Annotated in this window: 12 protein-coding genes; 5 read left to right on the top strand and 7 right to left on the bottom strand. The window is 41.9% G+C overall.

The annotated features are described in order from the left end of the window. Positions 1-230 precede the first annotated feature (230 nt). Both AC1F2U_RS06165 and AC1F2U_RS06160 read left to right on the top strand, forming a co-directional pair. Entirely contained in the window at positions 231-977 is a 747-nt protein-coding gene (locus AC1F2U_RS06165) for a class I SAM-dependent methyltransferase (RefSeq protein ID WP_322706562.1), read from the top strand. A 231-nt stretch (positions 978-1,208) separates the two neighbouring features. Next, a complete protein-coding gene (locus tag AC1F2U_RS06160; RefSeq protein ID WP_480260306.1) occupies positions 1,209-3,092 on the top strand; it encodes an ABC transporter ATP-binding protein in 1,884 nt (627 codons plus the stop codon). 47 nt (positions 3,093-3,139) lie between these two features. On the opposite strand, the gene ureG is transcribed toward AC1F2U_RS06160, so the two are convergent. From ureG to AC1F2U_RS06130, 6 genes are all read right to left on the bottom strand, one after another. Then, positions 3,140-3,736 (bottom strand): urease accessory protein UreG, encoded by a 597-nt coding sequence (ureG, locus tag AC1F2U_RS06155; RefSeq protein WP_480260305.1) that lies wholly within the window; start codon positions 3,734-3,736, stop codon positions 3,140-3,142. Positions 3,737-3,802: 66 nt separating this feature from the next. Next, the gene (locus AC1F2U_RS06150; RefSeq protein ID WP_480260304.1) at positions 3,803-4,495 is read right to left on the bottom strand and encodes an urease accessory protein UreF; all 693 of its coding nucleotides are present in this window, start codon (positions 4,493-4,495) and stop codon (positions 3,803-3,805) included. Further along, complete coding sequence (gene ureE / locus AC1F2U_RS06145) at positions 4,470-4,916, bottom strand: urease accessory protein UreE (protein WP_480260303.1); 447 nt, start codon at positions 4,914-4,916, stop codon at positions 4,470-4,472. The genes AC1F2U_RS06150 and ureE overlap by 26 nt, the downstream gene beginning before the upstream one ends. Before the next feature lie 327 nt (positions 4,917-5,243). Then, on the bottom strand, positions 5,244-6,983 hold the full coding sequence (locus AC1F2U_RS06140) for a PAS domain-containing sensor histidine kinase (RefSeq protein WP_480260302.1): 1,740 nt from the start codon (positions 6,981-6,983) through the stop codon (positions 5,244-5,246). A gap of 87 nt (positions 6,984-7,070) precedes the next feature. Further along, positions 7,071-9,749 (bottom strand): sensor histidine kinase, encoded by a 2,679-nt coding sequence (locus tag AC1F2U_RS06135; RefSeq protein WP_480260301.1) that lies wholly within the window; start codon positions 9,747-9,749, stop codon positions 7,071-7,073. 225 nt (positions 9,750-9,974) lie between these two features. Then, positions 9,975-10,157 (bottom strand): hypothetical protein, encoded by a 183-nt coding sequence (locus AC1F2U_RS06130; RefSeq protein WP_480260300.1) that lies wholly within the window; start codon positions 10,155-10,157, stop codon positions 9,975-9,977. A 223-nt stretch (positions 10,158-10,380) separates the two neighbouring features. On the opposite strand from AC1F2U_RS06130, the gene ada reads away from it, so the two are divergent. From ada to AC1F2U_RS06115, 3 genes are read left to right on the top strand one after another with little or no spacing between them, the layout of a single operon-like run. Next, positions 10,381-11,460 carry a bifunctional DNA-binding transcriptional regulator/O6-methylguanine-DNA methyltransferase Ada gene (ada, locus tag AC1F2U_RS06125; protein ID WP_480260299.1) on the top strand — a complete coding sequence of 360 codons (1,080 nt, stop codon included), beginning with the start codon at positions 10,381-10,383 and terminating at the stop codon, positions 11,458-11,460. Continuing rightward, the gene (locus tag AC1F2U_RS06120; protein ID WP_480260298.1) at positions 11,444-12,082 is read left to right on the top strand and encodes a DNA-3-methyladenine glycosylase family protein; all 639 of its coding nucleotides are present in this window, start codon (positions 11,444-11,446) and stop codon (positions 12,080-12,082) included. Before ada ends, AC1F2U_RS06120 begins: the two co-directional genes overlap by 17 nt. Positions 12,083-12,138: 56 nt before the next feature. After that, positions 12,139-13,134, top strand: a complete 996-nt coding sequence (locus tag AC1F2U_RS06115) for a DMT family transporter (protein WP_480260297.1) — start codon at positions 12,139-12,141, stop codon at positions 13,132-13,134. A 95-nt stretch (positions 13,135-13,229) separates the two neighbouring features. Here the strand turns inward: AC1F2U_RS06115 and dapF are convergent, their stop codons facing one another. Then, positions 13,230-14,069: a diaminopimelate epimerase gene (dapF, locus tag AC1F2U_RS06110; protein WP_480260296.1), complete on the bottom strand. Its 840-nt coding sequence runs from the start codon at positions 14,067-14,069 to the stop codon at positions 13,230-13,232. Between the last annotated feature and the right edge of the window lie 11 nt (positions 14,070-14,080).

Genomic DNA, 14,080 nt, shown 5'->3' with positions numbered 1-14,080 from the left:
TAGTATGATATTACGTTTGATTGTGAGGCATCGCTTATACTAATTTTTCTGATTCTACTAACGACACAAAAATTACGTGAGAAATTATGATGGTATTTCCAACAAAATCAACACCCTAGCCAGATCGTATACAAGAGCATCTGGTCTGAATGCAGGGTTAGGGTTACTGACAGCTATGTATAATTGAGAACCACCAAAAAAACACTAGCGCTTTGTCAACCGCAAATTATATGAGTAACTTTGTTAGCAGTTCAGTTGAAGCTTTGGATAACCTGGCTGTAACTTGGGAACGCTTGATTCCCAAGCGCATGGCTAAGGATTCGGCTAGTCGCAAGATCGTGGAGCTACATCTTGGACGCTACGAAACTGCAACTAAGTATGTCTTGGGAAAAAGAGTTCTAGATATAGCATGTGGCAGTGGATATGGTAGCCAAATGCTTCGTGTGGCAGGTGCAAGCAGTGTAGTTGGAGTCGATATATGCTCCCAAATTGTGGAATACGCTAAGAAACACTACCAAATACCCGGAATAAACTTTATTTGCGCTGATGCAGAGCAATTTGAGTGTTCAGAGCGTTTTGACGTTGTTATCTCCTTTGAGACGATAGAACATTTAAAAAATCCGACCTATTTTTTAAAACAACTCAGTAATTATTTAACTAGCAATGGTGTATTGATGATGTCTGTACCGCTAGGTGAGACGCGTCATTTTGATCCATACCACCTTCATGCCTTCACTCAGGAGCAAATATTTACGCTTCTGGAAACAACAGGTTTTTGTATAGATTATTACCGTTGTGACCAGTGTTTTTTGACTCGTCGTGAGTTGCTTTACTGGAGACAACTATACTCAGAATCCAGCCCATCGTTTTGGGAATTGTTGTTTACTCGAAAGGGATGGCAGATTGTACACGACCTTGTGCTTCAGGGTGGTTTTGATGCTCCTCAACTGTTGGTTATTGCTTATAAAAATAGATAAAGTCTCGTACTTCGGCAGATAATGGCTAACTGTAAGTTACGGCTGTGGACGATCGCAAGCAGTTCTACATCGCAAATGCATGTATATTGTGGAAGTATGTGATGTCAATTGTGGTTAAAGTTTAAGCAGTGAAAACTGCCAAGAAGTGTAAAAACCAAATTTACAGACATATACATCAAAACTATTGTTAAAATCCAAATAATTTTAAGTTAATATTCATACCCAACTCCTATGAGAGAAACTGTCCTAGAGGTTCGCAATCTCCAAGTTGAATTTCCCGGTGATGGCAACACTGTCAGAGCTTTGGATGGTATTTCCTTTGTGCTACATCGAGGTGAAACTCTAGGAATAGTAGGAGAATCGGGAAGTGGTAAATCGGTGACAGCCTTAGCTGTGATGGGTTTGTTGCAAACTCCTGGCATAGTGACTGGCGGTGAAATCTGGTTTCGTCCGCAGGAAAATGGCAACCCCATTGATTTGGTAACATTGCCTCCTGAGCAAATGCAATTACACCGGGGTGGCGACATCGCCATGATTTTTCAAGAACCGATGAGTTCGCTTAATCCGGTTTATAACATCGGGTTTCAGCTAACAGAAGCGATTATGCGGCATCAAAATGTGTCAGCAGCCCAAGCACGACAAATTGCGATCGCAGGTCTGCAAGAGGTTAAACTTCTACCTAGCGATGAGGAGATCCAGCAGCAGTATATCGAAACTTGGCATCAAACCAACAAGTCATCGAAACCAGATGCACCAAAGTTGTCACAGTTGGTTAAAGAACACAAAGAAGCCATGCTGGAACGCTACCCTCATGAACTTTCTGGAGGTCAGTTGCAACGGATAATGATTGCAATGGCAATTTCTTGCAACCCATTAATCTTAATCGCCGATGAACCAACCACAGCTTTAGATGTAACGGTGCAAGCGACTATTTTGGAGTTAATGCGAGAATTGCAGCAAAGCCGTGACATGGCAATGATTTTCATCACCCACGATTTGGGACTAATTTCAGAAATTGCTGACCAAGTAGCGGTGATGTATAGAGGTAAAGTTGTCGAATCTGGTACTTCTCGGCAAATTTTCAGCAGTCCCAAGCATCCATATACTAAAGGTTTGATAGCTTGTCGCCCCACACTTGACCGCCGCCCCCAAAAATTACTCACTGTTTCCGACTACATGAGTGCAGAAGAGACGCCAACGGGACAAGTAGTAATTCAGCCGAAAGAACCCGCACAACCTACAGAAGTCACCAAAGAAGAGATTGCTGCAAGATTGGCAAACTTTAATGAGAAAGAACCTCTGCTGCAAATCCGCAACCTGAAAGTTGGTTTTCCAGTGCGCGGGGTATTTGGTGGTACAAAACGCTACAATATGGCAGTTAATGGCGTTTCTTTTGATGTTAAACCAGGAGAAACACTAGGTTTGGTGGGAGAATCTGGTTGCGGTAAAACGACCCTTGGCAGAACCTTGCTGCGATTAATTGAACCGATGAGTGGTCAGATTATCTTTGAGAAACAAGATATAACTAGTCTCAAAGGAGAACGGTTGCAAAAACTGCGGCGGGAAATGCAAATAGTCTTCCAAAATCCTTTTAGTTCGCTCGATCCCCGGATGAAGGTTGGGGACGCGGTAATGGAACCTTTGTTAATTCACGCCGTTGGGAAAAGCAAGCAACAACGACGCCAGCGAGTAGTCGAACTCTTAGAACGGGTGGGGTTGAGTGCAGATGCGATTAACCGCTATCCTCATCAGTTTTCTGGCGGTCAACGCCAACGGATTTGCATAGCTCGTTCTTTGGCGTTAAATCCTAAGTTTATCATCTGCGATGAGTCAGTTTCAGCGCTAGATGTTTCAGTACAGGCGCAGGTATTAAATCTTCTCAAAGAATTACAGTCAGACTTTCAGCTTACCTATATTTTTATTTCTCACGATTTAAGTGTAGTGAAATTTATGAGCGATCGCATTTTAGTCATGAATCGCGGTCAAATTGTTGAAGAAGGGACAGCCGAAAGCATCTACCAAGAACCTAAAGAGGAATACACGCAAAAATTAATTGCTGCGATTCCTACTGGTAGTGCTGAACGGGTGCGAAGTCGTCATCAGAAGGCTTTATAGAAAAAGAATTCAGAATTCAGCATGAATTCTGACTTCTGAATTCTTTTTCAACAGATATTGGTGCAAACAAAGTTAATTATATCTGCAAGTCCAGACTGAGTTTTCAAATTAGTAAAAATAAAAGGTTTATCGCCACGCATTTTTTTAGCATCTCGTTCCATCACACTTAAATCTGCACCAACATAAGGTGCTAGGTCAGTTTTGTTAATCACTAATAAATCAGACTTTGTAATACCGGGGCCACCTTTGCGAGGAATTTTATCGCCAGCCGCAACATCGATGACGTAAATTGTTAAATCTACCAATTCTGGACTAAAGGTAGCTGCTAAATTATCGCCGCCACTTTCCAAAAATACCAAATCTAAATCGATAAAACGTTCTTCTAACTGTTCAATTGCCGCCAAATTCATCGAAGCATCTTCGCGGATAGCAGTGTGAGGACAACCACCAGTCTCTACACCCAAAATGCGATCGCTAGCCAACGCCTGAGAACGCACTAAAAACTGAGCATCCTCTTGAGTATAAATATCATTCGTCACCACCGCAATCTGATACTGCTCGCGCAATCCCTTACACAAAGCATCAACCAAAGCAGTTTTCCCCGAACCTACTGGTCCAGCAACCCCTACTCTAAATGCATTCATTGTCATTTGTCCTTTGTAATAATTACGAATTACGAATTACGAATTACGAATTACGAATTATTTTGACTAACTCCTAAACAACCTTGTATACTGCGTTTCATGCTGCATACTTGCCAGCGATAAACCCCAAGTACAACAGGCGAGTTGATCGTCCTCCAACGTAAGAATTTCTAATGCCGCAGCACTGAGTAATGGTTGCAAATCTAGCAATAACTGTTGTCCTGCTGTTTGTCCAAGGGGAATAAGTTTTACGCCAGCAGTAATCAAATTACTTGCCCAACTGTGCAGATATGCGAGTAATGCGGCTTGGATGCTGATTTGCCAATGGGCAACGGCAATACCAAAAGCGATCGCATAATTGCAAGGATTACCCACAGCATTGGCAATTGGTATAATCTGCGGTTCTAGTTTACCAAGTAATTGGATCAGCGATCGCCCCATCTGCCAACTAGAGGCGCGTAATTCTTCTGTTTCCCTAGCGGCGGATAACCACAGATTCCAACGGCATAGCGACTCTACATCACCCATTTTTGCGGATTGCTGCGATCGTACCATCACCGCCGCCTCTAACCGAATTGCCCCATAGAGCAACTCTGCTTTTAACCAATCTTTGAGATGTGTGTGGTTAGCGATCGTACCATTTTCTACCAGCATTTCCAAGCCTTCAGAATAACTATATGCTCCTACAGGTAAAGCGGGGCTAGCCAGCTGCAAAATACTCAGAAAATGACTATCAGTGAGGATGATGGTGTTGTCCATAAGCTCCTAATTCTGGCTGAAACGGTAAAATTTCCTCTTTAACTTCTAACCCCAATTGTTCCAACATCGTGCGTAAAACTGAATCTGAAGATAAGCGTAAATAAGTTGGAGTAATTTCTACAGATACATGGCGATTTCCCAAATGGTATGCCGCCCGTAATAATAAAAGTGATGTTTGGGCAAAAGCAGTCATTACTAGTTCTGGTTTGGCAGTAATTCTGATTAAACTACTATGGGTTTCTTCTTGCAGAATATCGCCATCGTGTAAGACAGTTCCTCTAGGTAAATGTAAAAACACAACCTTACCATCTTCAGTTTCAAAACGATGACGACTGCGGGTGCGTTCTTCTGCTGTCAGTGCCAGAGTAAAAGTAACCGCAGCATCGCCATTAGGTGGTTTAAGTTGGGTAAATGTCAGCATACAGAGTTTCGCCCGATCTTCCGCTTTTCATTATGGTTCTAATTTAAACACCATAGCTTTACCTGGACATGATATAAAACTGGGTTTGGAGCTTGATTTTCTAACATGATGGCTAAAATCATCTCTTTGAAATGAAAGTCTTTTATAGCAAGAATTATTGTTTTATTTTCTGGTGATAGTGATTAAAGAGCGATAAGTTAATTGTTGCAGGTTGATGCAATAAAGGTGCAGGTCAATGCAACAAAGGTGCAGGTCAATGTAATAAAGGTGCAGGTCAATGTAATAAAGGTGCAGGTCAATGCAACAAAGGTGCAGGTTGACTAATAGTTAGTTAATAGGTAATGTAAACCAGAAAGTTGCCCCTGCATTCAATGCACTGTTTACGCCAATTTCACCACCGTGAGCATGGATGATTTGTTTACACAGATACAATCCTAATCCCAAACTTACAGAATTGCCGATACTTGAACCCCGAAAGTAAAGGTCAAAAAGCCGATCGCTTTGTTGTTGACTAATACCCACGCCGTTATCACTAACAGTACAATAAATTTTGTCATCCTTACGGGTAGCGTTAATTGTCAAGAGCAATCCGGGGGGATTATGTTTCAAAGCATTGACAATTAAATTAGAAAAAACTCGCCATAATTGTGTAGGGTCAGCATTCACTAATGGCAAATCTGCGGACACCAGATTTGTCAGCTTGGCTTGATTTTGTGCTAGCAATGGTTCTAAATCAGCGATCGCAGCTTCGACAACTGCCAGTAATTGTACAGGCTCACGTTGTAAAACAACACCTTGCACCTCGCTGATATGAGTTTCCATCAACGAATTAATTAAGTTCAGTTGGCGATCGCTACTTTGAATCATCCGCTCTAAAATTGAGCGGGAAATCGAAATATTATCTTCTGGACGTGCAAGCAAATTCTTCAGCACCATTAAAGTACCTAGTACTGGGTTGCGTAAGTCGTGGGAAACTGCATGGAAAAATACTCGTAGTTCTTCTTCAGTTTGCTTGCGCTGGGTAATGTCTTCAATCAAACCTTCGTAGTAAAGCAGTTTTCCTTGTTCGTCACGGACTGTGTAGGCTTTTTCGGAAATCCAGACAATACTCCCGTCTTGGCGATAAATTTGAGACTCGAAATCGGAAACGCTACCATACTTTTCCATCAGGCGCACAAATTCTGCTCGGCGGTTCGGGTCAACGTACAATTGTTCAATATCAGTGAAATTTGCTGTCACTTCCTGTGCTATGGAGTAGCCATAAATCCTCGCTAAAGCAGGATTTGCCGTAATGTAATGTCCATCGGGACTGCTTTGAAAAATTCCTTCAACAGCGTTTTCAAAAATGCTGCGATATTTAGCTTCGGCAACCTTGAGTTTTTGGTAGGCAGATTCTAGTTCTTGGCGGGCGAAAAATTCAGAACGTTGCAGGCGATCGTACAGATAAACACCGATGTCACATATAGTACAAAACCAGAAGATATATAAAATGAACGTTACATTATATATTTCTGGGTGGTCGGGGATTGGTGTTTTTAGCTCAAGTACTGTATTCACACCAAAATAGTAAATCAGCACACTCACTTGAGTCAGCAAGTGAAGAATCCAGCAAACAGGCATCAACACAGCTTGGCTCAAGAACAACAGCGACCAGCCGATGGTATCGGGTAGTGCGAAACCTCTGATGGTTGCAAACAACTGCGACGCTAAACTAAGTGACCAAGAAGACCCTAAAAATAATAAATCTGGACGATGACGACCTAATTTAGTTTTATGTAAAGCAAAGCAAATAATTATACTTGCAAGCATTGCAACATTAATTACCAGGCGTTGAGTTCTAAGTACTTCTGGCAGCGGTTGCAACTCTGCGAAAGGAAAAAACAGGCCGTAAATGTCTCGCAAAGTAAAAGACAACAGACAGATCAGCGCCAGCCATAACCATAAACGTAATCTTTGCCACAAAAAACGGTTACGCCAAACTCTGTAAAGAGTAATGATTTCATCTGTTGTTGGTGCAGAAAAGGTTTTTCTCCACCACCTTTGGACTGTTGTCAATGGAGTAGCCATTAGCATCCGAGCAACTTTGCCCATACCTTGAGGGTGTTTCCTTTACTCAACATTGCCATAAATAACACCCTCTCATTTTTTGGTAATTTATGGGCGATTTGTTGCGGATGAAGTTGCCAAAGGTAGTGTAAACCAGAAAGTTAACCCACGCTTGCGGTTACTCATAACCCCGATTTCGCCGCCATGCGCCTTAATAACTTTCCGACAAAGATACATTTTTAAGCCAATGCTTGTAGAGCAGCAATCTTGAGGATCGCGGACATGGAGATCGAACAGGCGATCGCACTCTACTTTACTCATTACCACACCGTCATCTTGAATCTGAGTGCGAATCATTCCGCCCTCAACGGTAGCGCGCAGGGTAAAATTTAATCCTGGCGGATTATTTTGCAAGCTATGTGCGATCAAATTGACCAAAACTTTCTGCAATCGAATCCCATCTGCCATTACTAATGGTAAGTCTGCGGGAACCAAGTTCTTCAGAGTCGCTTGATTTTGTGTCAGCATGGGTTCCAACTGAACAAATGTGTCTCCCAGTAGGCTGTTAAATTGCACTGGTTCGAGTTTGATCTCAATACCCTGTTTTTCACAGGAATTAATTTCTAGCAATGAGTTAATCATTGTTAGTTGGCGATCGTTGCCCTGAATCATTCGCTCGATGATTGAGCGAGATATTGGAATTGAAGATTGGGCATGGGAAAGAAGCAGAGGGGCAGAGGGGATGGGGGGCAGAGGAGAAAGACTTGCTGTAATTTCCCCCCTGCTCCCCTGCTCCCCTGCTCTCCTGCTTCCCTGCTCCTCTGCTCCCCTGCTCCCCTGCTCCCTTGCTCCCTTGCTCTCCACTCCCTGATTTAACAAATTCTTTAACACCATTAAGTTACCCATCACGGAAGTTCGTAAATCGTGGGCAACTGTGTGTAAAACAACATCTTTGACGCGATGCAATTTTTCAACTTCTTGCATTTTCTGCTCTAACTGTGCTGTCCGTTCTTGGACTTGGTATTCTAAATTAGTGTTGAGTTCTGCTAGCTTTTGGCATATCTGACTTTGTTGAATCGCGATCGCTAGCTGTTCTGACATCTGCTGTAACAAATCAATTTCTATTAGCTGCCAATGACGCGGCCCTGAGCATTGATTGGCAATTAACGCACCAAATAATTCGTCACCTAGCATAATTGGTACAGCCAAGCTAGCCTTCGTTTGGAATTTTTGACAGTGTGCTTTTACTTTGGGAGATGCTGATATTTGCGTTACGTCTTCAACCACACGTACGCGATTATCTTTTAATAAGTTTCTTAATTCTTGTAGATAAGCTTCATCATTAGTAGACCAACCTGAGACTGATGGATACTTAGAATCTACTGATTCGGCAAGAGTTTTGACTCCTAAATTGGCATTATTTAAACCAATGAAAACTCGATCTGCTTGCAGAAATTGCCTAACTTCCGTCACGGTGGTTTGAAGAATTTGCTCTAAATTAAGCGAAGACCGAATTCGCACTAGGGTTTCTGCCAACAAGCGATCGCGTTGGGCACAAAAGCGTAATTGTGCTTCTACCTGTTTGCGTTCTGTAATATCGTGATGCACTGCTAAAATGGCAGGAATACCATTCAAATCTATGACTTCGGCTGACAGCAGCGTTGTAATTATCTCGCCAGATTTTTGCCGAAAATCAATTTCTAAGTTACGAGCAACTCCCGTGCTTTGCAACTCTTGCACTAAGTTTAGGCGATCGCGATCGTTTACCCAAAGATTTAACTCAAAAGAAGTTTTACCAATTGCCTCATCTCGCCCATAACCTGAAAGATTCACAAAACTGTCGTTAACTTCGATAAAGCGTCCTTCTTGCAGCGTGCTAATGGTAATTGAATCGGGGCTACAACTAAAAGCTTTAGCAAATTTTTGGGCAAGATTTTGTAAGACGACTTCCCCTTGTTTGCGATCTGTGATATCTCGGACAATTGCTAGTACCTCATCTGTACCACTAACTACCAACCGCGCCTCATAATCTCTGATTCCCAAAGATGTTGGTAGTTGATATTCACAAGTTTGCAAAATTCCAGAATCTAAAGTTTTAGCGATCGCTACTTGGCTAATGGCTGCAACATCACTCGGCAATAACTCTTGCAGATTTTTTCCAACTATTTCTTCTCTCGAAAGAGTGATATTTGCACCCTCACTTTTCAAATCTAGATACTCGCCATCGCGGCTGATCCGAAACATCAAATCGGGGATAGCATCCAAAATTGCTTTATATCGTGCCTCACTCTCAAGCAATTTTTCTTGGGCTTGTTTTCGCTCTGTAATATCCATAACCAAGCCATGCCAAAGAAAATCACCTGTTGCTTGTAATTCTGGTTGCAAAGTACCTTGAATCCATTTAAGTTTGCCACTAGGCGTAACAATCCGACTTTCCCAATGCCAAGGTGTAAGAGTAGTACGACAAACAGCAATAGATTTTGTAAAAGCTTTTATATCTTGTGGATAAATCAGTTTGCATAACACTTGAAAGTCTGGCTGTACAGCCTCTGGTTCTAATTCATACAAATATTTACAACCAGAACTAATATAAGGAATAAATACAGAACCATCCTGCCGTTGCAGAATTTGGAAAATCATCCCCGGTAAATTGGCAGAAATTGTTTCCAACAGAGGGATCTTCTCTGGTAGAAAATCTGGTTTCTGCGGTGATTTTAGAATTTCATCCACTCTTAGACCCTTTGATATATAAGCAATTGGCATAATATTCAAGGTAATCATAGCCATTGTAAAAGTTTTTTAGCTGTCAGCGCGTAGGCGTAGTCCGTCGTAGACATCGCTCACAACAAAAAAGTGGCTCTACTTTCAGAGTAGTTCTGGATGCTGCGATCGCATTCACCCAATCGGGTGAACCATTTGTCAAAGAGCAAATCAGTTCAGGAGTGCTGACAGAATACGCAACTGAATTCTGTCAGCACTCCTGAATTCTGTACGATAAAATTTTGTAGTCAGCTAATCGTCATTGAAATCGCATCTCCGTGTCTTTGCGTAAGAGTTTCTGCATAACCGATCGACAACTGCAACAATGGAAAAAAATGCTAGTAGCTTTTGTAGCCCATCTTCTGATTCATAGGGTTTTTCCTTTATCTCAACTAATTGAGAATTATCCTGAATCAGGTAAATACCACCACTCATAAAAACTCCATTGTGTTGCCTAATTTAAGATTCCCGGTTTTATCGAGTAGTGAACTCATTCAGCGAGTTAGTACATTAAAAAACTGAGATAATTAACTTTGAACGCAACAATCAGATAGAAAGTAATTGAACGATACATTTAATCTAGTTTTACCTAAAGGCAAAAACTAATCATGGGCAATCCAAAGTAGGAGTACTTTGCAATAGATTTGAGGAGGGATGAATGCAATTACAACAGACACAACTTTTAGAAGAAACACTATGGGAAGCAGTTCTCAATCGAGACTCTGCTTTTGAAGGTAAGTTTTTCTATGGTGTTCGCTCTACAGGCATTTATTGCCGACCTATTTGCCCTAGTCGCAGACCAAATCGAAATCAAGTTTGTTTTTTTCAGTCGGTACAAGATGCTGAAATTGCAGGTTTTCGACCTTGTAAGCGCTGTCAGCCACAATCTGAAATAGTTCCAAATACAGCCAAAATTTTAGCAGTATGTCGATATATTGAAGCACAAAGCGATCGCATCCCAACCCTCTCGGAATTATCCTCTCAGGTGAAAATGAGTCCCAGTTACCTGCAAAGAATATTTAAGCAGATAATTGGCGTATCGCCTTTTCAATATGCAGATGCACTGCGTAGCCAGCGATTGAAACAGCGTCTTCAGTCGGGGGAAGAAATTGCTGATGCAGTTTACGATACGGGGTATGGTTCAAGTAGTCAACTGTATGAGAAAGCACCTAAACAATTAGGAATGACACCAAAAATTTACCAACAAGCTGGAAAAACAATTAGCATTGTTTATGCGATCGCTCCATGTTCACTAGGATATTTGCTTGTGGCAACTACAGAGAAGGGTATCTGTGCCGTTAAACTAGGTGATGAAGCAGACAAGCTTGAACACATTTTAAACCAGGAATTTCACCAAGCGCAGATCGTGCGTGACGATCGCATACACAAGGAATGGATACAAGCAATCCTCGACTTCATTGCGGGAGGCGAGGCACATCTTGATTTACCACTTGATGTGCGTGGGACAGCATTTCAGAAACAGGTTTGGCAAGCATTACAAAAAATTCCTTATGGAGAAACCCGCACTTATACCGATATCGCCCGTAATCTTGCCAAACCCCAAGCAGTCCGCGCCGTGGGTAATGCTTGTGGCGCTAATCCGATCGCGCTGATTGTACCATGTCATCGGGTGCTGCGGAGTGATGGCAGTCTTGGTGGTTATCACTGGGGAATTGAGCGCAAACAAAAACTGCTTACACAAGAGTCGAAATTTTACAAACATGACTCAAACACCTGAACTAGAATCGCTGACTGAAGAAAGTCTTACCCGTGGTTTAATGGTGCTTGCCAAACTTGATAGCGATTTGGCTCGGATTTTAGAGACACTGGGGCCTCCACCTATATGGTCAAGAGAAGCGGGTTTTGCAACGCTGTTGTGTATAATTCTGGAACAGCAAGTTTCTGTAGCGGCTGCAAGGGCAGTATTTACAAGACTCTGTGGGGTTGTTGTAACTCTGACGCCAGAAAATTTTCTAATATTGGATGATGTTCAATTAAGAGCGATTGGATTCAGTCGGCAAAAGATTCTATACTGTCGTGGGTTGGCGAATGCTATTGCAACTGGTCAGCTTGACCTAACCAAGCTCCAAACAATGGACGAAACTGCTATCAGAACTGAGTTAAAGCGCCTCAAAGGCATCGGAGACTGGACAGTTGATATTTATTTGCTCATGGCGCTGCAACGTCCTGATGTCTTTCCTAAAGGCGATTTAGCGATCGCGATCGCTCTACAAAAACTCAAAAACTTGGCGACGCGTCCAACACCCGCACAACTAGAAGCAATGACACAGCACTGGCGACCGTGGCGAGCAGTTGCTGCAAGACTTCTATGGCACTATTACCTGAGTAATCCCAAATAATTACTCCCCTTGGCGCACTTGGCGACTTGGCGGTTCGTATAATAAATATAAACTAAATGGCAGAAAATCAATTAAGCCTAACACCAGAAAATGATAAAACTTCAAAAATCCTGCCGATAATCATAGTAATAATTGCATTATTAGCTTTATCTTCAACAGCAATATTTATTAAAGTCGCTGTTAGAGAAATGAGCCCTGTTGCTACATTATTTAATCGCTTATGGATAGCGACAATTATCTTTGGATTATGGAGTGGAATTAACCAAGTACGGACTCAAATTACTGAAGATAAACCTGTATTACCACAGCAGCCTTATCCAATCAAAGAGATAGCGCTTTTAATCGCAGTGGGTCTAGTTCATGTATTAGGTCGATTATCTTGGACTTGGTCGCTAACTCAGACTGGTGCTGCTAATGCTAATGCGTTAGGTAGCCTCAATCCGCTATTTACTACTTTAGGAGGATGGCTATTTTTTAATCAAATTTTTGGGCGCAAATTTATCATCGGTCTAATTTTAGCCATAATCGGTGCGATCGCTGTTGTATTTGAAGATTTGTTGCGTTCTAATCATAATTTTACAGGTGATGCTGTTGCCCTCATATCATCGATATTTTATGCAGCAAACTTTTTACTTATTGAGCAGATCGGCAATAAGTTTTCAATGATCGCTATCCTCCTGTGGCGCTGTGCGATCGCAACTTCATTGATGATACCAGTAGTATTAATCTTAGAAAAACAAGTTTTACCAGTTACTTTATCGGGGTGGTTAGTAGTATTTGCGCTAGCTGCTATTTGCGAAGCCTTGGGTCATGGGCTAATTGTATACAGCCTCAAAAATTTTTCATCAGGATTTATCTCTTTACTCTTACTACTAAATCCTGTAATTGTTGCGATTCTTGCTTGGATACTTTTCTCGGAAAACTTGAGTATTTTTAACTTGTTAGGGTTGGCTCTAATTGTCGGGGGTATATATCTCGCAATTTCTAATAAAGAATCTGTGCAATCTAAAATTAATCCCCAAATTCAAACTCCAGCAGAAAATGAATCTTAAAAAGTTCGTAGTAAGGACTTTAGTCCTGATTTATTAAGCACTAAAGTGCTTACTACAAACCTCGAAATAGTTGAGTAATGTAAATGAGAAGCTGGTTACAGTTTACCAGTGAATACCTTTTGGGCCGGGCCTGTCATGTAAACGCGTTGGTCAATTTCTGACCATTCAATTTGCAAGGGGCCACCAGGTAATTCTACAGTCGCGGTGCGATCGCATTTCCCAGTTAACACTCCAGCTACTAAAGAAGCACAAGCACCAGTACCGCAAGCTAATGTAATCCCAGCACCCCGTTCCCACACCCGCATTTTTAAATAGTCACGGCGTACCACTTGAATAAATTCGGTATTTATGCGTTGGGGAAAAACTGGGTGATGCTCAAATTTTGGGCCGATGGTTTCTAACTCAATTGCTGCGACATCTTCCACAAAAGTAATGCAGTGGGGATTTCCCATATTTACACAGGTGACTTCCCAAGTTTTCCCCGCCACCTCTAACGGCTGAGAAATTACTTTTTCTTCGGCGGGTGCAAGATTAGTTGGAATTTCGCTAGCGAGTAACCTGGGTAAACCCATGTCTACTTTAACTTGACCATCAGATAAGAGTTGGGGAGTCATTACACCACCCAAAGTATGAATGCGATATGAGTCTTGATTTCGGGATTCGCCTTCTAAATCTGCTAAAAAGCCAGCTAAACAGCGAATGCCATTGCCACACATTTCTGGTTCTGAACCATCGGAATTAAAAATCCGCATGGTGTAGTCCGTGCCATTTTCTCCAGGTAGGACAAAAATTACACCATCAGCACCGATACCAAAATGGCGATCGCACAATTCGATCGCTTGCTCTGGAGTCACTACAGGCAAAGATGACGAGCGATTGTCAATCAAAATAAAGTCGTTGCCTAGACCATGATACTTAGTAAATTCGATTGCCATTTCTTCAAGGA

Source organism: Nostoc sp. LEGE 12454 (assembly GCF_056620565.1).
Note: the sequence above shows the minus strand (reverse complement) of the source record. Positions and strands in the feature narration are given on the sequence as shown.

Excerpts from the sequence above, each read along its gene's own strand:
- AC1F2U_RS06135 (WP_480260301.1), bottom strand. The coding sequence starts at position 9,749 with ATGGCTATGATTACCTTGAATATTATGCCAATTGCTTATATATCAAAG.
- AC1F2U_RS06120 (WP_480260298.1), top strand. The coding sequence starts at position 11,444 with ATGACTCAAACACCTGAACTAGAATCGCTGACTGAAGAAAGTCTTACC.
- AC1F2U_RS06160 (WP_480260306.1), top strand. The coding sequence starts at position 1,209 with ATGAGAGAAACTGTCCTAGAGGTTCGCAATCTCCAAGTTGAATTTCCC.
- ada (WP_480260299.1), top strand. The coding sequence starts at position 10,381 with ATGCAATTACAACAGACACAACTTTTAGAAGAAACACTATGGGAAGCA.
- ureE (WP_480260303.1), bottom strand. The coding sequence starts at position 4,916 with ATGCTGACATTTACCCAACTTAAACCACCTAATGGCGATGCTGCGGTT.
- ureG (WP_480260305.1), bottom strand. The coding sequence starts at position 3,736 with ATGAATGCATTTAGAGTAGGGGTTGCTGGACCAGTAGGTTCGGGGAAA.
- AC1F2U_RS06165 (WP_322706562.1), top strand. The coding sequence starts at position 231 with ATGAGTAACTTTGTTAGCAGTTCAGTTGAAGCTTTGGATAACCTGGCT.
- AC1F2U_RS06130 (WP_480260300.1), bottom strand. The coding sequence starts at position 10,157 with ATGAGTGGTGGTATTTACCTGATTCAGGATAATTCTCAATTAGTTGAG.
- AC1F2U_RS06115 (WP_480260297.1), top strand. The coding sequence starts at position 12,139 with ATGGCAGAAAATCAATTAAGCCTAACACCAGAAAATGATAAAACTTCA.
- AC1F2U_RS06140 (WP_480260302.1), bottom strand. The coding sequence starts at position 6,983 with ATGGCTACTCCATTGACAACAGTCCAAAGGTGGTGGAGAAAAACCTTT.
- dapF (WP_480260296.1), bottom strand. The coding sequence starts at position 14,069 with ATGGCAATCGAATTTACTAAGTATCATGGTCTAGGCAACGACTTTATT.
- AC1F2U_RS06150 (WP_480260304.1), bottom strand. The coding sequence starts at position 4,495 with ATGGACAACACCATCATCCTCACTGATAGTCATTTTCTGAGTATTTTG.